Annotated in this window: 19 protein-coding genes; 9 read left to right on the top strand and 10 right to left on the bottom strand. The window is 38.1% G+C overall.

All coding sequences use genetic code 11. The features are described from left to right. Positions 1 to 562 precede the first annotated feature (562 nt). A complete protein-coding gene (locus GBI66_RS03400; protein WP_228267279.1) occupies positions 563 to 1240 on the bottom strand; it encodes a LysM domain-containing protein in 678 nt (225 codons plus the stop codon). Positions 1241 to 1563: 323 nt separating this feature from the next. On the opposite strand from GBI66_RS03400, the gene GBI66_RS03395 reads away from it, so the two are divergent. The 4 genes from GBI66_RS03395 to GBI66_RS03380 all read left to right on the top strand — a co-directional run bounded on the left by GBI66_RS03395 (position 1564) and on the right by GBI66_RS03380 (position 7544). Then, entirely contained in the window at positions 1564 to 2835 is a 1272-nt protein-coding gene (locus tag GBI66_RS03395; RefSeq protein ID WP_151715161.1) for a sensor histidine kinase KdpD, read from the top strand. Positions 2836 to 2907: 72 nt separating this feature from the next. After that, positions 2908 to 5655: a bifunctional [glutamate--ammonia ligase]-adenylyl-L-tyrosine phosphorylase/[glutamate--ammonia-ligase] adenylyltransferase gene (gene glnE / locus GBI66_RS03390; protein ID WP_151715160.1), complete on the top strand. Its 2748-nt coding sequence runs from the start codon at positions 2908 to 2910 to the stop codon at positions 5653 to 5655. Between the two features lie 29 nt (positions 5656 to 5684). Next, entirely contained in the window at positions 5685 to 6611 is a 927-nt protein-coding gene (locus tag GBI66_RS03385) for a branched-chain amino acid transaminase (protein WP_005149867.1), read from the top strand. 177 nt (positions 6612 to 6788) lie between these two features. Continuing rightward, positions 6789 to 7544, top strand: coding sequence for a glycosyltransferase (locus tag GBI66_RS03380; protein ID WP_151715159.1), 756 nt, complete (start codon positions 6789 to 6791; stop codon positions 7542 to 7544). Between the two features lie 86 nt (positions 7545 to 7630). On the opposite strand, the gene GBI66_RS03375 is transcribed toward GBI66_RS03380, so the two are convergent. Genes GBI66_RS03375 through GBI66_RS03365 form a run of 3 tightly spaced genes read right to left on the bottom strand, consistent with a single transcriptional unit; the run spans position 7631 to position 10742 of the window. Further along, complete coding sequence (locus GBI66_RS03375) at positions 7631 to 8656, bottom strand: NAD-dependent epimerase (RefSeq protein WP_151715158.1); 1026 nt, start codon at positions 8654 to 8656, stop codon at positions 7631 to 7633. Further along, on the bottom strand, positions 8653 to 9822 hold the full coding sequence (locus tag GBI66_RS03370) for a nucleotide sugar dehydrogenase (RefSeq protein ID WP_151715157.1): 1170 nt from the start codon (positions 9820 to 9822) through the stop codon (positions 8653 to 8655). The genes GBI66_RS03375 and GBI66_RS03370 overlap by 4 nt, the downstream gene beginning before the upstream one ends. Positions 9823 to 9857: 35 nt before the next feature. Next, complete coding sequence (locus GBI66_RS03365; RefSeq protein WP_005193085.1) at positions 9858 to 10742, bottom strand: ATP-grasp fold amidoligase family protein; 885 nt, start codon at positions 10740 to 10742, stop codon at positions 9858 to 9860. A gap of 375 nt (positions 10743 to 11117) precedes the next feature. Between GBI66_RS03365 and GBI66_RS03360 the strand changes: the two genes are divergently transcribed. The 4 genes from GBI66_RS03360 to GBI66_RS03345 all read left to right on the top strand — a co-directional run bounded on the left by GBI66_RS03360 (position 11118) and on the right by GBI66_RS03345 (position 14737). Then, the gene (locus tag GBI66_RS03360; RefSeq protein ID WP_151715156.1) at positions 11118 to 12116 is read left to right on the top strand and encodes a Stealth CR1 domain-containing protein; all 999 of its coding nucleotides are present in this window, start codon (positions 11118 to 11120) and stop codon (positions 12114 to 12116) included. Between the two features lie 3 nt (positions 12117 to 12119). After that, positions 12120 to 12878, top strand: coding sequence for a glycosyltransferase family 25 protein (locus tag GBI66_RS03355; protein ID WP_151715155.1), 759 nt, complete (start codon positions 12120 to 12122; stop codon positions 12876 to 12878). 73 nt (positions 12879 to 12951) lie between these two features. Beyond that, the gene (locus GBI66_RS03350) at positions 12952 to 13866 is read left to right on the top strand and encodes a glycosyltransferase family 32 protein (protein ID WP_151715154.1); all 915 of its coding nucleotides are present in this window, start codon (positions 12952 to 12954) and stop codon (positions 13864 to 13866) included. Positions 13867 to 13957: 91 nt separating this feature from the next. Next, complete coding sequence (locus GBI66_RS03345; protein ID WP_151715153.1) at positions 13958 to 14737, top strand: glycosyltransferase family 25 protein; 780 nt, start codon at positions 13958 to 13960, stop codon at positions 14735 to 14737. Between the two features lie 37 nt (positions 14738 to 14774). Here the strand turns inward: GBI66_RS03345 and GBI66_RS03340 are convergent, their stop codons facing one another. Beyond that, the gene (locus GBI66_RS03340) at positions 14775 to 15785 is read right to left on the bottom strand and encodes a glycosyltransferase (RefSeq protein ID WP_151715152.1); all 1011 of its coding nucleotides are present in this window, start codon (positions 15783 to 15785) and stop codon (positions 14775 to 14777) included. Between the two features lie 70 nt (positions 15786 to 15855). Between GBI66_RS03340 and GBI66_RS03335 the strand changes: the two genes are divergently transcribed. Beyond that, a complete protein-coding gene (locus GBI66_RS03335) occupies positions 15856 to 16644 on the top strand; it encodes a glycosyltransferase family 25 protein (RefSeq protein WP_151715151.1) in 789 nt (262 codons plus the stop codon). A 6-nt stretch (positions 16645 to 16650) separates the two neighbouring features. Here GBI66_RS03335 and GBI66_RS03330 read toward each other — a convergent pair whose 3' ends face one another. The 5 genes from GBI66_RS03330 to aspS form a co-directional block, all read right to left on the bottom strand. Next, positions 16651 to 17427, bottom strand: coding sequence for a glycosyltransferase family 32 protein (locus tag GBI66_RS03330; RefSeq protein ID WP_151715150.1), 777 nt, complete (start codon positions 17425 to 17427; stop codon positions 16651 to 16653). Between the two features lie 304 nt (positions 17428 to 17731). Next, positions 17732 to 18511 (bottom strand): glycosyltransferase family 32 protein, encoded by a 780-nt coding sequence (locus tag GBI66_RS03325; RefSeq protein ID WP_151715149.1) that lies wholly within the window; start codon positions 18509 to 18511, stop codon positions 17732 to 17734. A 129-nt stretch (positions 18512 to 18640) separates the two neighbouring features. Further along, entirely contained in the window at positions 18641 to 19510 is an 870-nt protein-coding gene (locus GBI66_RS03320) for a lysophospholipid acyltransferase family protein (protein ID WP_151715148.1), read from the bottom strand. Between the two features lie 4 nt (positions 19511 to 19514). Then, positions 19515 to 19736 carry a hypothetical protein gene (locus tag GBI66_RS03315; RefSeq protein WP_004802750.1) on the bottom strand — a complete coding sequence of 74 codons (222 nt, stop codon included), beginning with the start codon at positions 19734 to 19736 and terminating at the stop codon, positions 19515 to 19517. A gap of 160 nt (positions 19737 to 19896) precedes the next feature. Continuing rightward, positions 19897 to 21678: an aspartate--tRNA ligase gene (gene aspS, locus GBI66_RS03310; protein ID WP_005193067.1), complete on the bottom strand. Its 1782-nt coding sequence runs from the start codon at positions 21676 to 21678 to the stop codon at positions 19897 to 19899. Positions 21679 to 21787: the final 109 nt, after the last annotated feature.

Raw genomic sequence — 21787 nt, 5'->3', positions numbered from 1 at the left:
GTATATGATTATTATAACTATATTTTGTAACCTTACAGAGGTTACATGAGGTTACGGGATTTTTTAAAAAGATAGAATATCTATATAAATCATATGTATAAGGGGTTACAGCTTGTAACCTCGAAAAGAGGTTACATGTAACTTCAAAGTTACCTATATGTAACTTTTATATTTTTTATATATATTAATAATAATCATATATTTAACTATATAAATAAATATCTGTAACTTCTGTAACCTCTATTTTTCATGACCTAAAGTTTGAGAAGAAGGGAATAAAACACCCTTTAAACCATTGTTTCTATGTTCCTGATATTTTGCTCATTTATCTGAGATCTGCACACTATTTCCACACTTATGTACCTAACTAATTGAATCATTTACATTACTGTGATCCCGACCCTCGGGACCAAGATTCAAAGACCCCAAGCTGGTATTAAAGGCTTGGGGTTTTTTAATGGTTTGAATTTAAATCTTTGTGATTTACTACGATTTTTATCTAAAGACTTTATGTTTCTTGATTATATGATTTTTGCGCCTTAAAAAAGACGCAAAAAATTACTTAATATGAGTTAACAAAATCATTAAATTCTAGTGCTTTATTTAGTGTGTTGACTTTGCAACTGGTTATGGGACTATATTTAGTAAAAAGTTTTGGGTTATGACATGCAATTGCTGCTATAAGAACATATTTACCTTTACTTAAAGGTTCTTTTGTTATCATTATAAAAATATCACCTGAGTGCTCTCTCGGTGCATAGGTTTCAATAACAACATTATTTGAGTTTCTAATTTTATAATCTGCATTTTTAGTTACCCATAAATAAGCAGCTTCCATTTTAGTATCACATTCGGATTGACTATTACAGGTTGGAGCGGTGTTTGCAATTTTATCTCTATAAGATTGAATCTCTTTATCTTCCTTGCTCATTGAGTTTGTCTGGTTCTGCTCATTTACAGGCTTCCCTATAGTTAATTTCTGGCCAACAACCGTAGTATAGGGCGATAGCAGTTCATTTTCTTTAACGAGGGACCTCCAGTTTGTATTAAATTTTTTAGCAATAGAGGCTAAAGAATCACCAGCTTTAACTGTATATTCTATATATGGTAAATCTTGTTTGATCTGTTCTGCTTCACTTTTCATTTTAATTGAATTTTGGTTAAGTGGTTCTGCAGAAACATACCCTGATAACATTAAAATGATAAAAGGGAGGATGGATTTTTTTTTGAAACTAAGCATTAGGATTACTCTTTGATTTGAGCGGGAATTATTGAGTTTTATTACAAAGATGTATTCTACTTTAATTATGAAATTACTCTAGTAATTCTCATTTTAAAAAACATTTGAGTTATTATTTTTGACACTAGGTGATGCTAATAGTTTTTGATTTGAAATTAAGTTGTGTTTTAAGTGTAAATTCAATGAGATTTCACGTTTTGTTGCGAATTGATTGAATCAACAATTGCCTTTTCTGTTAAAGTTTGTTAATACTAAGTGATAGTTTTCACATTTTTTTTATAAAACGTAAAGAACCGTATAACGAAAATATTCGAGAGGCGGGAATGACGATTCAATTATTAGAACTACAGCAAGCTGAAAAGTTAAGTGCTTGTAAAATCTCTCTTTCTTTGGGGCTAACTTCAGAGCAGAATTTGCTTGAGCAATTTTTACAGTTCAACCGAAAACTGATGCAAGCCGGTACCGCATTGATGTCATTTCATCAAGAACCTTATCTGTGGCATCGTTGCCCTGAAAAACTCAAAGCCATTGATTCTGCAAAAATTACCAAAAGTCTAAATACCTTATTTGTGAATGGTGATCTGGTTGATAGCGATCATCCGCAATACTCAACATTACTGGCATTTCTAGCACCACTGAAAAAGAAAATCCAAAGCGCAGTTGCTTTACATCTCAGACATCCAGACCAAACCTCACTCGGCTATATCATCCTGTTTGATGAAGCTGCACAAGGTTTTAGCGATCTACAAAAACAACTTCTCCAAGAACATTGCGTCAACTTCATGCAACAACTGGAATTGAAGTTTAACCATGACGAATTGAAAGAACTATACGAACAAGAAGCTGCACTCAATTTTAGTAAAACCAAATTCTTTTCGATTATTTCCCATGACTTACGTGCACCGTTTCATGGGCTATTGGGTTTCTCAGAAATATTGGCGAAAGAACGTGAAACCTTAGATGAATCCAGTATCCAGAATATCGCGGACTATCTTTATGATACTTCACAATCGACGTATAACTTATTAGAAAGCTTACTGAATTGGGCAATGGCTGAGGGTGGGCGTTTTGTCTATCACCCCATCAATTTTAAGCTGCGCCAGATCACCAATATCGTGACTGATATTCTGAAAACTTTGGCGATTAAGAAGAATATCCAACTTATTAATGAAGTCGATGAAAATCTTAAAGTCTATGCTGATATGAATATGATCACTTCGGTGATTCAGAACTTGGTTTCTAACGCGCTGAAATTTACCGATGTGGATGGTACGGGTAAAGTCTATATCCAAGCACAACATAAAGGCACTTATGTTGAAATCTATGTCAAAGATACTGGTCTCGGCATGACCCAAGAACAGATCAAAGACCTATTCCAACCGCGGATTACCATGAGTTATAAAGGCACCGCAGGAGAGAAGGGTGCAGGTCTGGGCTTAAGTTTGTGTAAGCGCTTTGTAGAAATGAATTTGGGTGAAATCAATGTCACCTCCAATGAAGGCGAAGGTACAGTGTTTACCGTATTATTGCCGATCGAACGTGAACAGGTTGATTTATGTACGGATCAACAAAAAACCAAAGCGAAATTAGTCTAAAGAGATTTTAAAGATAAGCTTGTAACTGATATAACTAACCTAGATGACATGACATCAGTCGAGCCTTTTTATATGAATGCGCAACAGCTACAAAAAACCTTAGTTGCAAGCCAATATGCTGAACAAGTTTTAAATTTATACAAACTACAATTAGAACAAGACTATTCCGAAGATCAATTTCTTGACTCACTGTCGACTGAAACCATCTATCAAAAAGTGCAACTGGCTGTGGCTGAAGTCACTGATGAACAATCATGGATGAAAGCCTTACGGGTGCTCCGAGCCAAGCTCATGTTTCGCTGGATTTGGCAGGATGCCAATCAATTCACCAATGTGGTGACGCTGACACGTGAGTTATCCGATTTTGCTGATGCCAGTATTTGTGCAGCCAAAGCTTTTGCATTACCGCCTTTACTCGCCAAGCATGGTGAGCCCATTGGTTATTCAGGTCAGTTACAAGATCTGATTGTCATTGGAATGGGTAAGCTGGGCGCTCAAGAGCTGAATCTCTCTAGTGATATCGATTTGATATTTGCCTTTGATGAACAAGGCGAAACTAATGGGCGTAAATGTATTGATGTACAGCAGTTCTGTATTCTGTGGGGACAGAAGCTGATTTATCTGCTCGATCATATTACTGCCGATGGTTTTGTGTTCCGTGTCGATATGCGTTTGCGTCCGTGGGGCGATGGTTCAGCATTGGCAATTAGCCATAGTGGATTAGAAAAATATCTCAGCCAGCATGGGCGTGAATGGGAACGCTATGCATGGATTAAGGCGCGCGTGATTACCGGTGGCAAAGCGGGCGAAGAACTGCTAGACATGTCACGTCCTTTTGTATTCCGTCGTTATGTCGATTATTCCGCTTTCGCTGCTATGCGTGAAATGAAGGCGATGATTGAGCGTGAGGTCATGCGTCGTAATATCGAAGAGGATATTAAGCTGGGTGCTGGTGGGATTCGTGAAATCGAATTTATTGTGCAGGTATTCCAGTTGATCTATGGCGGATCGAAGCGTGAACTGCAAGATCGTCAATGTCTGGTCAATTTGCATCATTTAGGTGAAGCGGAGTTGCTAGATCAGCAAGCAGTGATTGATCTGGAAGATGCTTATCTATTTTTAAGACGAGTCGAACATGCCATTCAAGCCTTGAATGATCAGCAGACTCAATCCTTACCAACCGAGCCTGAATTGAGAAAGCGAATGTTGGATACACTTGGCTTTGCTGATTGGGCTGCCTTCTTGGATGTACTCAATCAGAAACGTGACAAGGTCAAAGTCCAGTTTAAACAATTGATTCAGGAAACAGAGTTTGCTGAGCCTGTTGATGATTTCGTGCAGCTTGAACAAAAACTCAATGCGGTATTGGATGATGATGCCAAGAACCTGATCCAAAATTTTTGGCATGGGCAGGCGCTACGCAAAATCCCAGCCAGTGCTTTAGAGCGTTTAAAGAAATTCTGGCCGCATTTGATCGAAGCGATTTTACAGTCGGATCAGCCCCAAGTGGCACTGTTGCGCTTGATGCCATTGGTGGAATCGGTGCTACGCCGTACGGTCTATCTGGTCATGCTGATGGAAAGTCGTGGCGCATTACAGCGACTGGTCAAGATGGCAACTGTCAGTCCATGGATCTGTGAGGAACTCGCACAGTATCCAGTGCTGTTGGATGAATTTCTGTCCATGGATTTTGGTCTGCCACAACGTAAAGATCTGGAAGATTCACTGCGCCAACAATTGCTACGAATAGAGATTGATCAAGTCGAAGATCAAATGCGGGTACTGCGCTTATTTAAAAAGAGTAATGTACTGACAGTTGCAGCCAGTGATGTGCTTGCAGAAAGTCCGTTGATGAAAGTTTCCGATGCCTTGACTGATATTGCTGAAGTAAGCGTGCAAGCGACCTTACGCTTGGCTTATGAGGCAGTTGCGCAGCGTCATGGTTATCCAGTTGGAAGTGATGGGCAGCGTTGCAGTCTAGACCATAAAGGTTTTGCAGTAATTGCTTATGGCAAATTAGGTGGTATTGAGCTGGGCTATGGCTCAGATTTAGATTTGGTGTTTATCCACGCCTTTGAGGAGCAAAGTGAAACTGATGGTCGCAAGGGCATTAGCGGTGCTGAGTTTGCCATTCGTGTGGCGCAAAAATTTATGTCACTCATGACTACCCAAACGCTAGATGGGCGTGTCTATGAAATTGATACCCGTCTGCGACCATCTGGTGAAGCAGGGATGTTGGTCACCAGTTTAAAAGCTTATGAGCAATATCAACAAAAAAGTGCCTGGTTATGGGAACATCAAGCCTTGGTGCGTGCTCGATCGATCGCGGGAGATGCTGGATTATGCACGCAATTTGAACAGATTCGCTGTCAGATCCTGACCCAAGTTCGTGATGAAAATGTGGTGCGCGAAGAAGTGTTGAAAATGCGCCAAAAGATGAAAGATCATTTGGGATCATCTTCTGAGCAAAAAAAACATGGGATTTTTCATTTAAAACAGGACTCAGGTGGTATCGTTGATATCGAATTTATGGCACAGTATGCTGTGCTTGCATGGAGTGGGACGAATACAGATCTCGCCCATTTTTCCGACAATGTAAGAATTCTAGAAGATGCTGCTAAAGCAGGCTGCTTATCCAGTGAAGATGCCACAGCATTAATACACGCTTATCTCCGTGAACGAGCTGAGAGCCACCGTCTAGCGCTTGCAAATCAATCTATGCAAGTCAATGCTGCGGATTGGCACGATACCCGCGAGATCGTTTGCAAGTTATGGCAAAGATTAATTGATCCAACTGCGCAAGCAGTGGAAAGTGAATAATTGTGTAAAAAGAAAATGGAGTATGTGCGATGAGTTTGGCTGATCGTGATGGTTTTATTTGGCAAGATGGAAAGTTAGTTGATTGGCGTGATGCAAAAATTCACGTCTTAACTCACACACTACACTACAGCATGGGTGTCTTTGAAGGCGTCAGAGCTTACGAAACACCGAATGGTACAGCAATCTTCCGTTTGCAAGATCATACTAAACGCTTATTAAATTCAGCAAAAATTTATCAAATGAATGTTCCATTTGATCAAGCGACACTAGAACAAGCACAAATCGATGTGGTTCGTGAAAATAAACTGGCTTCTTGCTATTTACGTCCATTGATTTGGATTGGTTCTGAGAAACTCGGTATTGCAGCAACAGACAACACCATTCATGCCGCAGTTGCAGCATGGGGTTGGGGTGCATACCTTGGTGAAGAAGCAATGGCACATGGTATTCGTGTAAAAACCTCTTCATTCACGCATCACCATCCAAACGTGACCATGTGTAAAGCTAAGGCATGCGGTAACTATACCGTGTCGATCTTGGCGCATCAGGAAGTCGCACGTTCAGGTTATGACGAAGCGATGCTACTTGATCCACAAGGCTTTGTTTGCCAAGGCGCGGGCGAGAATGTATTCCTGATCAAAGATGGTGTATTACATACCCCAGATTTGGCAGGTGGCGCATTAGAAGGAATTACCCGTCAAACTGTGATTACCATTGCCAAAGACCTTGGTTATGAAGTAGTTGAACGTCGTATTACCCGTGATGAATTCTACATTGCAGATGAAGCATTCTTTACTGGTACTGCTGCAGAAGTAACCCCAATTCGTGAATATGATGACCGTGAAATCGGTTGTGGTTCACGTGGCCCGATTACCACTGTGATCCAAAAGACCTTCTTTGATGCAGTACAAGGTCGCAATGACAAATATGCACACTGGTTAACTTATATTAAATAAGCTGTAATCGTATGCAAGGGCGAAGCTTAGGCTTCGCTTTTTTATTGACGAATTAATACTAAAAAAAATGATCAGCTCTATGCTAAGATGAGAATATATTCAGTGCATATGATTGAACGCTCTTGGATTTTTTATGACAACGCGAACTTCCATATCTCAAGCATTTAAGGTTATCAGATGGTAGATATTCAACAAAATTCGGCAACTCATGAAGACAATGTGATTTTGTGCATGAAGTGGGGAACCAAATATGGTGCTGAGTACGTAAACCGTCTATACAACATGGTCAAACGTCATTTGACCCTACCTTTTAAAATGGTGTGTCTGACAGATCGTACTGAGGGGATTGACCCGAATATCCAGTGCTTTCCAATACCTTCTTTGGATTTACCTGCAGGTAGTCCTGAACGTGGTTGGAATAAACTTTCAACCTTTGAGCCTGATTTGTATGGCCTAAAAGGCAATGCATTGTTTCTCGATCTAGATGTGGTCATTATTGATAATATTGACTGTTTTTTCCAAGCGGAAGGCGAGTTCTTGGTGATCCACGATTGGAAACGTCCATGGCGTATTACTGGGAATAGCTCGGTATATCGTTTTAAATTGGGGGCTTTTCCTAAAATCCTGCCGTATTTCCGTGCAAACTTTAATGAGATCAGTCAAAAGTTCCGCAATGAACAAGAATATCTGTCTTGGTTTGTGCATAACGAAGGTAAGCTGAGCTACTGGAATAAAGAGTGGTGTAAGAGCTATAAATATCACTGTTTAAGACGAGTGCCATTTGCTTATTTCCAGCCACCTGTTAAACCGAAAGGCGCAAAAATCATTATTTTCCATGGCGAGATCAATCCACCAGATGCGATTAGTGGTGGTGGTGGTAAGTGGTATCGTTATGTCTTACCATCGGACTGGATTAAAGAGTCTTGGCAATAATTGAAACACTGCCAAGCGCGCTAATAATGTGATTGGTGCAATAAAAAAATCAGGCGAAGAGCCTGATTTTTTTATTTTTAACCGATTTAGAGCTTGTGATATTCACGATACCAATCGACAAAGTTTTTGACCCCATCGACCACCGATGTCGCAGGTTTATAGTCCACATAATTTTCCAGAGCGGAGCTATCGGCAAAAGTATCAGGCACATCGCCAGGTTGTAACGGAAGTAAGTCTAAAATCGCTTCTTTGCCTGCTGCTTTCTCAATGGCCTGAATATATTCAATCAATTTCACCGTACGGTTATTGCCAATATTAAAGATTCTAAACGGGGCATTGCTGGTTGCAGGGTTTGGATGGTTGCTGTCCCAAGTTTCATCAGGAGTCGCAATTTTATCGCTGGTACGGATAATCCCTTCAACAATATCATCGATATAGGTAAAGTCACGCGTGTGATTACCGTGATTGAACACAGGAATTGGTTTGCCTTCAAAGATATTTTTGGTGAATTTAAATAAGGCCATATCTGGACGTGTCCACGGACCATACACGGTGAAGAAACGTAAGCCAGTGGTCGGTAATTTAAATAAGTGGCTGTAGCTGTGTGCCATTAACTCATTGGCGCGTTTAGTCGCAGCATAGAATTGTAATGGATGATCAACGCCATGCTGTTCACTAAAAGGCATGGTGGTATTGGCTCCATACACACTACTGGTACTGGCATAGGTCAAGTGCGGTGTTTCTGCATAGCGGCAGGCTTCTAAGATATTGGTAAACGCAATCAGGTTGCTTTCCACATAGCTATGTGGATTCTCAAGCGAGTAGCGTACACCAGCTTGTGCTGCTAAGTGAATCACGCGATCAAAGCTATGATCTTTAAAACACTGATCCACTACGGCTTTATTAGCAAGGTTTTCACGAATTAAACTAAAGTTGCCAGTATCTGTACTTTCAGTCAATAGTTGTAATTGCTTTGCACGAGCTTCCTTTAGCGAAGGGTCATAATAATCATTAAAATTATCAAAACCGACCACATCATCACCACGTTCAAGTAGTTTTTTTGCAACACTAAAGCCGATGAATCCCGCAGCACCTGTGACTAGAACTTTCATTCATCGCCTCCAAAAATATCTCGTGTATAAACTTTATCTTGTACATCTAGCAAATCATTTGAGAGGCGATTGGCAATAATCACATCACTAGATTGCTTGAATTCATTCAGGTCTTGCGTCACTTTTGACTTAAAGAAGGTATCTTCATGAAAGGTTGGCTCGTAAATAATAACTTCAACGCCTTTCGCCTTCAGTCGCTTCATGACACCTTGAATTGCTGAGGCACGGTAATTGTCTGAGCCACTTTTCATCACGAGACGGTAGATACCGACTGTGGTTGGGTTTCGAGCAAGAATCGAATCGGCAATAAAATCTTTACGTGTTCGATTTGCATCGACAATCGCTTGAATCAAATTACTTGGGACATTGTTGTAATTTGCCAATAATTGCTTAGTATCTTTTGGTAGACAATAACCGCCGTAACCAAAAGATGGGTTGTTGTAGTGGCTACCGATACGTGGGTCAAGACAAACGCCGTCAATTACTTGTTTGGTGTCTAGGCCGAAGCTTTGTGCATAAGTATCTAACTCATTGAAGAATGCGACACGCATTGCAAGATAAGTATTGGCAAATAATTTAATTGCTTCAGCTTCGGTTGAGTGGGTCAGTAAGACAGGAATATCTTGTTTTACAGCACCTTCTACCAGTAGATCTGCAAATTGTTGCGCACGTTCAGACTGTTCCCCCACAATAATACGAGAAGGATAGAGATTGTCGTGTAATGCTTTGCCTTCGCGCAGAAATTCCGGAGAGAAAATAATATTCTGGGTTTGATATTTCTGTTTGACTTGTTCAGTAAAACCAACGGGAACTGTTGATTTGACGATCATGGTCGCATTGGGATTAATGGTTAGGACATCCTGAATGACGCTTTCCACACTTTGGGTATTAAAGTAATTGGTCTGAGGATCGTAATCGGTTGGGGTGGCAATAATAATAAAATCAGCATCTTGAAACGCCAGTTGCTGATCGGTTGTCGCTGTAAAATTGAGATTTTTTTCTTTTAAAAAGATTGAAATATCATGATCCTGAATCGGTGATATTTTGTTGTTTAATAAGTCAACTTTGCTTTGTAATATATCAAGCGCAATGGTTTCATGGTGTTGTGCAAATAGCATTGCATTTGACAACCCGACATATCCAGTTCCAGCAATCGCTATTTTCATAAATACCTAACAGACTCTAAATACATGATGTACAGTTAATACGAACGCCATAGCGCGCCTAATTTTAAATCCCATTCCACTGGGGTAATGACCATTCGCCCTGCATTTGGGGTGAGTGTAATTTCACTGAAGTAAACGTGGTCTTGTGATAATAGGAAGTCTACCCGACTATAACCATAGGCGAAACAAAGTTTTTCTGACAATTCAAGGATATCTTTGAATTGCTGAGGCTTTGCTAAAGCGATGGGGGAGTTCTCTTTCAGATCGACCCGAAATGGTTGTAGCTCCCACTCGGTATCATACATATTTGAGTAGTCCTTGCCTTGAGAATCTTGTACATCAATTTCGAGATACTCAGGTTTACCTTCAAAACAGTGCACACGACAAGTGGTAATGGTTGATTGGCTCTCTGGATCAACATATAAATCAACATACTGCTCAATCAGAACTTGAGGGCAAATATCTTTATAGTGCCACTCACGTTTTCTAAAATACATGTTCATTTTGAGGTGATTTTTAATTTTCGCTCTGATCGCTGCGATATCAAAATTTTTCTTGTCTCGACAGACTGTTGCACTACCACTGTCATGCGTGCACTTTAAAACAAATTGATCTGGAATTTGCTCAAAATCAATTTCATCAAAACATTTGTAAATTCCAATCAGCGGAACAAAATATGAATCACCAATTTTTGCAGAGACCAATTCTCTTACTGCACATTTATCGGCTAATTTTGTAAATAACGGACTTCGCTCGAAAATCATTCGGGCAGTTACTTTTTCATTAAAGCTTTTTGGTGAGCAAAAATTAGGGGTATAACCTAATTTGCAGATAAACCGTTTAGTGAGATAGGTTTTATCTGAGACAAATTTAGTTCTAATTATTTTTGCTTGATACTCAAAGTAGTTATAGTCAATCATCAGTCAAAAGGTTAAATCCCGTCAAAGTAACCAGTAATTATAATAAAAAGGCATAAATTCGTCTAATAAAAATGTCGTAAATATTTTTTAAAAATGATTCCAAAAGGTTTGATTTTGTTAAGGATTGTCAGGGCTTAAGTTGGTGTTAAGCAAATTATTTAAATGGGAAAATCGTATTATGAAAGGGCGATTGGAAAGTGTGAAAATTTAAGTAATTATAATATATTGATTTATATGCAATGATTGCTTTTTCAAGCCAGAAAGGCATTACCAAAAGAGACTGTCTGTCGGCAGATCAGTGGTGTTATCATATAGCGTTAAATTAAACATGCTTGGCCGTATTTTATGGCTTTTTAATCGTTTAAGAGTGAATTGATGAGTGAAATGATGCAACCGGTTGATGTGGTGATTGCTTGGGTGGATGGCAATGATCCAAAGTTAAAGCAGAAACGCATGCAATATCAGGGCAAGACACAAGCTTCTGATGCGGTTAGCGATACTCGCTTTGCCAGCAACCATGAAATTTATTATAACGTTGCATCAATTCTGAAATATGTTTCATTTTGCCGACATATTTATATTGTAACCGATGGTCAACAACCACAATGGATTGATGATTTCGTAACGGATGGCATCTGCGAAGCAGGGAAAATACGAATCGTTGATCACCGCGAAATTTTTGCAGGTTATGAACAATATTTGCCCACATTTAATACTCGATCAATTGAAACGATGCTTTGGAATATTCAGGGCTTATCCGATTATTTTTTCTACTTGAACGATGATTTCTTTTTCAACGCACCTGCGCGGTTGGAAGATATTCTCGTCGATCAGAAAATGGTGATTTACGGGCATTGGCAGAGCAGTTTTGCGCTTAAAGCCAAGCTTTGGTACCGCCAATTGTTAAATCAATATTTTAATAAGCCGATTCAGCCTAAGCATATGATTGCTCAAATGTTAGGTGCTGATATGCTTGGATTTAAAAAGTTTTTTGAAATTCACCATTATCCGCATGCGGTTGACCGCAACATCCTACGAGATTATTTACTCGCACATCCTGAGTTTTTGCAAAAACAGATTCAATATAAATTTCGCAGCGTAGCGCAAATTAATCCAATTTCACTGATGAATCATCTAAAGATTAAGAACAATGAAGCACTGTTAAAACCAGACCTAGAAATTGCTTATTTGAAAAATGAATCGAGTCTAAGCAGCTTTTTGCACAGTTTGGGCAATGAACAGATTAAGTATGGGTGCATGCAAAGTCTGGATCAGTTGAGCACTAGTGCAGCAGATCAAATTTATACAGCTTTAAATCAAAAGCTGGCTGGCTATTTACCACAAGTTTTATTGGCTCAGACAGCCGAAGGATAAATGATGAAAGTAGTAACTTATCTGATTAACCTCGATGGCAGTGATCAGCGTTTAGCAAATGCAACGGCTCAGTTACAGCACGAGGGTTGGCCATTTACACGCTTTGCTGCCTACGATGGTCGTGGTAAGGCTTTATCAGAGTTTACAAATTATGATGATACAGAAGCGCAGAAAATTTTAGGACGTAGTCTGATTAATTCAGAATTAGGTTGTTATCTGAGCCACTATGGTTGTGCTGAAAAATTTCTTGAAACAGATGCCGATTATTTGGTGGTGTTAGAGGATGATATTCAGGTTCTACCCAACTTTAAGCACAATCTTGATTCACTGCTGAATTATCTAGATCAGCATAAAGAACTGGATTGGTATGTGGTGAATATGGCGGCTAAAAAGAAAAAATTAGCCAAAGATATTATTCAATTGGAACAATTTACCCTTTGGCATGCTTATTATTTCCCGATTCGTGGCGTTGGTTTGGTTTGGTCGCGTAAAGGTGCTGAAGAGTTTGTCAAACTTGGCAAACAAATACATGTCCCTGTCGATATCTTCTTCCAAGGCTGGCTGAGTAAAAATGGCAAAGGCCTAGGTGTTTGGCAACCTTTTGTAAAACCGGCAGGGTTGGACAGTGATATTTTAGGTACTGTTGCAACGCAGGGGATTCAGCGTAAGGACTTGGAAAATCGCGATTCGTCTCATGGTCTTAAGAAGCAGAAACGCATGTGGCGTGACCGTTTTTATGCTTTTAAGCATTTGTTCTTCTAATGGAAATGGTCTGTATAAATCATTGCCGTGAAATGAAAAGCATAAATGATTTGGTTTTTGCTGAGTTCCCTCTATGAAAATATTTAAAAAAATATTCTATCTCTTAAAATTTTATACGATGTATTCGAATAAAAAGAGAGGGATTAACGAAGCAATAGACAATGAAGCGGATTTAATTGTTCTTAACCCGATTGTGCAAAATGCGGTGATTCCTAAAAAAATTTGGATGTATTGGGAGGGGACACTTTCAGGCTTTGTTGAACAATGTGTCGAGCAAGTGAGAAAGACCAATCCTGACTATGAGGTTAATTTTTTAACCCCAGATACAGTGAAAAGCTTTAGTGATATTGATTTTGGTCGCTTCCCCAAGGCAACACCGCAACAAAAGGCCGATTTGCTTCGTTTTGAATTGATTTATCAACATGGCGGCATTTGGTTAGATGCCAGTACGATCGTTTATGAAAGCTTAGACTGGATTCAAGCGTTAGTGGTGAGGAATCAAACTAATAGCTTTGCCTACTATCGTGCGAAGAACACAACGCTTAAAGAGTTCCCCGTATTAGAGAACTGGTTACTGGCCAGTGCAGAGAAAAATATCTTCTTTAAAGAGTGGTTCAATGAGCTGGCAAAAGCCATTGAAATGAGCCCTAAAGCCTATTTGCAGCAACTCAAGCAAACAGAGCCACAATATCACGACTTGTTTCAACAGATTGGTCGTTTAGAATATTTGGTTGCCTATGTGGCTTGTCAGAAGGTGATGCGTAAGCATTTACCAAGTATGAGTTTGATTAACTGTGATAAAAATGCCTTGTTCTTTCAAGTCAAACATCAATGGGTCAAAGAAAAAGTACTGATTGATATGGCTGTGAATTATCCACCTGCGGAAATGCCAAGATTGATTAAGCTTGCGGGTAAGGAAAGAAAAACACTAAGTCATTATTATGAAAAAGGGATGTATCTGGAAGGTTCTCTGCTCGATCTCTCTTAACTTTTAGACAACTTCGCTACCGATATGAATTGGTGGTGAAGCTTATTCAAAAAGGTAGTAAAATATAACTAATCTTCAGTTTTTTACTACTATGAAAAAATTTGTAATTAGTCTCTCGACGGCCAGTGAACGTAGAGAACATATTTGTAGTGAGTTTGGTAAAAAAAGTATAAGTTTTGACTTTTTTGATGCTTTGACTCCTGAGCCTGCAGCTCTTTTTGCGGAAGAACTTAACTTAAACGTTGATGGACAGTCTTTAACAAAAGGTGAAGTTGCATGCTTTATGAGTCATGTGTTCTTGTGGAATAAAATGATTAGCGAGAATATTCCACATATGGCTATTTTCGAAGATGATATTTATTTAGGTGAGAATGTTAAAGCATTCCTGACCGATAACGCGTGGATTGATTCTAATTGGCATCTGATCAAGATTGAAGAGTTTACCTCCAAAGTTGCACTCGGGCAAAAGATTAAAACGTTTCATAGTGAGCCTGATAGGGCGCTTTTTGAGCTTAAAAGTAAGAACCTCGGAACTGCAGGTTATATTCTTTCTTTACATGGCGCTAAGCAATTAATCAGTTACATCCAGTCATTGGATAAGTTGATTGCCTTGGATCATTTGATGTTTGAAAAACTTATTCAAGATAAGATTTTATCTGTATCTCAGATGAAACCAGCCTTGTGTATCCAAGACGTGACGCTCTTCTCTACAAAGGATAGTGTCCGTTTTGCTAGTCATTTGTATAAAGAGCGCCTAACCAGAAGACATTATGATAAAAAGACGGGACTGGATAAGATCCTTTTAGAGTTAAGTCGAATTTTTCAACAAATCAGAAATCTTATTTTCTTTAAGACTGTTGGATTCAAATAGGGGATTTTCCCAAGATTATATTGGTACTCTTGGGTATTTATTTTATAAGTTTACTCAGTTTTCTGGCTAAATAGTGGCCGAAGGTGCCAAAGTCTCGGAATATAAAGAAAAGTTTTTCTCTTTTTGTTTGTATAATGCTGAGATCAAACTTTAAACCCTTCATTTCTTTTGTAATTTTTTTCCAGTTTTTATTCGTGGTAAAATAATCTCTACTTTTCTTTGATTCATCTAAGTAGATATAAGAGAAGTGAAGTAGTGGGATTGCAAATATATCCTTCTTTTTAGTGTTTTTAATGAGCTCTTTAATTAAAAGAGCACAGCTGTTTAATAATTTGTTCTTTATTGCCAGATTATTCTCACGCGTAGCGCTGTTTTCTAAGATCCTGTAATTATAAATGCTGTCTTTAATTATAAATATATTTTCAATTTCAGTAAGTATCTTCGATACAATAAATGCATCTTCAAAGTGGGTCATATTTGTTGGGAATAGATTATTGAGAAGTAATTCTCGTTTATATACTCTTAACCAAGAGAACCAATTGTTTTCATTGAAAATATTTCGAAGTACTTCATCATTCACTTTATGTAGACCAGATAATAGTGACGGTTGAGACAGATGATAATTTTTCTCAGGTGCACTTTCGAAAAAACAATAGGCATTAAACTGAATTAGATCTGGAGATGTCTGTATTGCAGACAGGATCTTAGAAATATAATCATCTGCTATGATGTCATCGGAGTCTATAAAGGTTATATAGTTACCATTAGCGCTCTGTATCCCATTATTTCTTGCCTGACTTACGCCCTGATTTTCTTGGTCAATTACAATAAAATTCTGTTTGAGCGAGTTTGGTAAGTTGTGTATAAATTCATCAACAACCTGTGCAGATTGGTCTGTTGAGCCATCATTGACAATAATAACTTCGATATTATTTTTTATTTGATTGCATACACTTAGCAGACATTCATGAATGTACTTTTCAACATTGTATACAGGAATAATAATACTTAAACAGATCATCGAAGGGATATGGCTAATTTGAGTCATAATCTATTTTATCCTATAATTACCCAAATAACAGTACGTTGTTAGCACGATCCTGAGAAGAGAGCATTGAATGGATATTTCTGTCGTTAGCTTAAAAAATGCACTTGAAAGAAGGATGCATATAAATAAGCAATTTATGACTCAACAAATTGAATTTCAATATTTTGATGCTATTGAACCTCATCAGATTGATGAGGCACTTAAAAATACAGGAATCGAACTTAAAAATTGTTCTTTAACAAAAGGTGAGATAGGGTGCTTTTTAAGCCATCTCTCTTTGTGGAAAAAAATAATTGATAATAATTTACCCTATATGGCAATTTTTGAAGATGATATTTATTTAGGTTCAGAAGCAAAATCATTTCTAAAAGATAATTCTTGGATACCTGAGAATGTAGAAGTTATTAAACTAGAAGCATTTTCAGATTCAGTTCAGGTGGAGCTTTTTTCTAAAAAAAATCTTATTAATGATCGGTCGTTATTTCTTTTAAAAGGGCGACATTTGGGTACGGCAGGTTATATTATTTCTAACGCAGGAGCTAGGAACTTATTTAATTATATAAGTGATCTGGATGTTTTGAAACCAATTGATGATATTATGTTTGATAGCTATATTGCGAAGAAAATGGTGTATCAAATGCAACCAGCACTGTGTGTGCAAGACTTTATTTATAATAAAGAAGTTAAGTTTGTAAGTTGTCTTCAATCAGATCGGTCTCAAAGACACCAGAGTGAAATGATTGCTCCTGTGAAAATAAATAGAATAAGCTTGAAAATAAAAAGAGAAATTTATCGTTTTTTTATTCAAATTTATAATCTACATTATAAGATTTTTGAAAAGAAAATAGAGTTCAAGTAGGCTAGGCTACTTGAACTTATATTTTAGATAATAACGAATCAAATTAAATAAACTTGAAATATTAATTTTCTTTGCCAACTCTTTTAAGAAAAGTTTATCTGTTGCCACATTTGGGGTTAAAATTTTATTGGTATAATGTACTGTATGTACTTTTTCTTTATAGCTTTCCTTTTTTTCTTTATCTAACCATGAGCCAATAAAATGATGTGTGGTATAGTTTTGGGGAAGATCTAAACAAAAATAAGAAGAAGAGAAAATATGAATTTTATTAGATCCATCATCTCCAATTTGATTTTCATCTTTATGCGGGTCAATCCCATAAAAGCGAGTTAAAAAATTGCTAATTGTGACCGTATTAGGTGGCTCATCATTGCTGTAAGTCTTTGAGTCATAATAATCTAGCATTCTTTTGGCTAACGAATGCTTAGGCATACTTCCCCAGACCGCAGAAGTAAATGGTATCGTGTCGATTTCAAAACTGCTAAAAGCTTCTAGTGTCAAAAACTCATCTATAGCGTGTTTAATTTCAACATCTGTATCTAGATAAACCCCACCAAATTCATATAAGGCAGATGCTCTAACGTAATCTGAGACAAAGGCATACTTTTTTTGTTCATATGCTTTTTGGGTAAAGGGGTGGCTATTGATGTCGAAATTTTCTTCATTCCATAGCTTGATTTCCCAGTCAGGGCATTTTTCTTGCCAACCGTTGATATAGTGTTGTAATGGCTCGGGAATTTTTTTCCCCCCAAACCAACAGTAATGAATAATCTTGGGAATCATGGAACAGAATTTAAGTCTAAGATGTCTTCATAATATAGCATTATTTTTTTACAATTATGATTGCCATAGCATTTTTAGTACATAATTTTATATTCAATTTACCTATTTTTTATGCATTAACGTGATGCTCTTTTAGGGGGCAAAAGATGTCAGATCAAACTTCTTAGGTTCCTGAGTGAGTAATTATAGAAGTTAAAATGGCGGGACCCTATAGCTTCTGTATTTTACTAAAAATAGTCCATATGCCTTCAATTTTTTATATCAAGAGGTTGTATGTGTTTTGATATACAACCTCATTTGATTTTTATTGTTTTTTGAATTTTGAGCGGATGTAATAGCGTACTATTATTAATAGTTGGGTTAGGTTTATATTTTTGGCTATTTGCTTTAATTGATCTTTTTCCAAAAAAAAATCACTTTCTATTCTATTTGAGTAGTATTTATTATGTAGTTGCTGCTTATATGGTTTTCGATTATTGTGATCCTCTATCCATGAACCAATAAAATGGTGTGTCGTATAGTTTATAGGGAGATCTAAACAGAAATAGTTTGATGGGAAAATATGAATAACATTGATATTGTCACTACCAATTTGATAAGAATCTGTTTTTTTATCTATATGGAAATCAGTAACGAGAATATCTGAAATAAATAGAGTGTTAGGAGGAACTCGATGAGAATAAGTTTTATTATGATAGTAGTCTAAGATTTTTTTTGAAAAACTGTGTTTTGGTATTGACCCCCATACTGCCGTAAAAGGTAAATTAATTCCTTCAAAGCCGCTAAATGCTTCATAATTTAAGAAATTATCAATTGGTAACTTAATTTCGACATCTGTATCTAAGTAAACACCACCAAATTCATATAATGCCCATGCTCGTACATAATCTGAAACAAAAGCATATTTTTTTTGCTGATATGCAGATTGCGTAAATGGATGACTATTAATATCGAAATTTTCTTCATTCCATAGCTTAATTTCCCAATCTGGACATTTTTCTTTCCAACTATTGATATAGTGTTGTAATGGTTCTGGAATATTCTTATTTCCAAACCAGCAATAATGAATAATTTTAGGAATCATTTAGGCAAAGAGTAAGTCAAAACAGAATGATAATATATCATTGTTTTATCAAGTTTTTGTAGTTCTAGCGTTTTAGTGTGAATTGTTTTGAATTAAGTTGACGATGGTATTCATAAAAATAAGTTTTAATTATTTATAATAATCTTTATCAGTTGATTCCCCTCTAAACCGTTTATAACCCCACATATATTCAGCAGGAAAGCGGTTGATCATCTGTTCAACTGCTTGATTGAGTGCTGTTGTGGCAACTGTGATATCTCGATCATAGAGTTGTGGATCATTCAGATCATCACAATACACATCAAAACCTTCACCATCTTCACGGCGGAAACAGCTTAAGCCGACTAGGCGACATTGAGTTTTTTGTGCCATTTTACTGGCAAGTGTACTGGTCAGACAGGGAATTCCGAAAAAAGGAACCACAACACCGCCAGAAGGATCAGGAACATGATCAGGCAGAATTACACTGAAACCACCTTGTTTTAGATTCTTAAATAGCGCTTTTACACCCGAAGCATCTGTCGGCACTAAGGTTGCGTTGAGGCGTTGACGTGCATGTAAGGCAAATGCATTAAAACCAGAATCCTTCATTGGTTTATACATAATCGTTGGAATGCCATATTGATGCACCCAAGCATTCATCATTTCCCATGTGCCCAAATGCGGGGTAATAATCAGCGCGCCACGAGGGTCGCTAAGAGCATCTGTCAGGACTTCCAAATGATGAACCGTATGAATCTGTTGGATGCTCCATTCAGGTGGCATCGCCCAGCATTTTCCAGATTCAATATAGCTGAGGCATTGTTTGGTGACGCTTTCTCTAGCGAGCTGTTCTTTTTGTTCTAAACTAAGTTGAGGGTAGGCGAGTTCTAAATTGACTCTGGTTTTCCACAGCATACTTTTATTGGGTTTTTGATTGATAAAGTAAGCTGCCACTTTTGCGATACTACGCAAAAATGCCAAAGGGAGAATACGAAGCAGAGTAATGTAAAACGACATGATCTTAGTCTTGTTTATCTACGTTGCCTTTAAGGACCATATAGATTAATGCGACAAAAATAAGTAAGGCACCTGCCAAGCTACTTACACAGAAGTATAAAATGCGTTGATTGGTATCCATATTGAAGAGTTCATTTGCCAAGATGTAACGCATGAAAAACCATTGAGCAAGTGAAAATACAATAAGTACAATTGCATGTCGACGTACATCAGGACGCATTGCCATAAGACTGACCTCTCAATAAAAAGCAGCCTATTATGCCACTAGAGGACTTGTTCGCAAAGTATAAATTACCTCACCTAACCTCTCCTAAAAGGAGAGGGATTGTATAGATATAAAAAACCCTGCATGAAGCAGGGTTTTTGTTGAAACATAAACTCAAGGTTTATTTTTCTTCAGCTTTTGGCTTTTCGCGTAAACGAATACCTAAGTCGCGCAATTGATTTGCTTCAACTGGTGCAGGTGCTTGTGTTAATGGACATTCAGCTGTCTTGGTTTTCGGGAATGCAATTACATCACGAATAGAAGAAGCACCTGTCATTAACATGATCAAGCGGTCAAGACCAAATGCCAAACCACCGTGCGGAGGCGCACCATAACGTAATGCATTCAATAAGAAGCTGAATTTCTCTTCTGCTTCTTCTTCACCAATACCTAAAGCTTCAAAAATTGCTTTTTGCATTTCTAAAGTATAGATACGAAGTGAACCACCACCGATTTCAGTACCGTTCAGTACCATATCGTATGCAACAGACAATGCTTCACCTGGATTGCTCTTCACTTCTTCAACACTTGATTTTGGTAGTGTGAATGGGTGGTGAACAGAAGTCCATTTGCCATCATCAGTTTCTTCGAACATTGGGAAGTCAACAACCCAAAGTGGCGCCCACTCACAAGTTGTCAGTTTCAAGTCATGACCGATTTTCACACGAAGTGCGCCCATCGCATCATTTACAACTTTAGCTTTATCCGCACCAAAGAACACGATGTCGCCATTTTCAGCGCCAACACGTTTTAATAAATCAAGTACGATTGGCTCGATGAATTTAACGATTGGAGATTGAAGACCTTCGATGCCTTTTTCAAGTTCGTTGACTTTGATGTAAGCTAAGCCTTTTGCACCGTAGATGCCTACGAATTTGGTGTATTCATCAATCGCACTACGTGGTAATGAACCAGCACCAGGAACTCGTAAAGCAACGATACGGCCTTTAGGATCTTTTGCAGGACCAGCGAATACTTTGAACTCAACATCTTGCATTAAGTCTGCAACGTCAACAAGTTTCAATGGAATACGCATATCTGGTTTGTCAGATGCATAGTCACGCATTGCGTCAGCGTAAGTCATACGTTCAAATTTATCGAATTTTACATTCAATAATTCGTTGAACATTTTAACTGTTAAGCCTTCCATTAAATCCATGATGTCATCGTCACTCATGAACGATGTTTCAACGTCGATTTGGGTAAATTCAGGCTGACGATCCGCACGTAAATCTTCGTCACGGAAACATTTCGCAATTTGGTAATAACGATCGATACCACCCACCATCAACAACTGTTTGAATAATTGTGGTGATTGTGGAAGTGCGTAGAAGCTACCATTTGAAACACGGCTTGGCACTAAATAGTCACGTGCACCTTCTGGGGTTGCGCGTGTCAAGATTGGTGTTTCAACGTCTAAGAAACCATGATCTTCAAAATAGTTACGGATCAAGTTGGTCACTTTAGAGCGGAAACGTAAGCGCTCTAACATTTCTGGACGACGGATGTCCAAGAAACGGTATTTCAAACGAATTTCTTCTGAAATATTGGTGTTTTCGTCATTCAATGGGAATGGCGGAGTATCAGAAGTGGCAAGAACTTCGATCTCTTTACCTAAAACTTCAATCTGACCACTCACCATGTTGGCATTTTCAGTACCTTCATAGCGACGACGAACACGACCTGTAATTTTTAATACAAATTCTGAACGTGCTTTATCTGCTGTTGCGAATGCTTCAGGGGTATCTGGATCGATCACCACCTGTACGAGACCATCACGGTCACGCATATCAAGGAAAATCACACCGCCATGGTCACGGCGACGATGAACCCATCCGCATAAAGTAACTGTTTGATCGATTTGGGCTTCTGTTAAAGAGCCACAGTAATGAGTGCGCATCATATTGAATTATGTATCCAAACTATATTGGCTGTAGACGGTGAATGCGTAAACAGCGCACCACCAATGAAGGGGAGATTATGCCTTGTTGAACGTTTAGTCTCAAGTCTTA

Source organism: Acinetobacter sp. TUM15071 (assembly GCF_008980925.1).
In the GTDB taxonomy this organism is placed as follows: domain Bacteria; phylum Pseudomonadota; class Gammaproteobacteria; order Pseudomonadales; family Moraxellaceae; genus Acinetobacter; species Acinetobacter dispersus.
The sequence above is the reverse complement of the archived record's forward strand: the minus strand, read 5'-3'. Positions and strand labels throughout refer to the sequence as shown.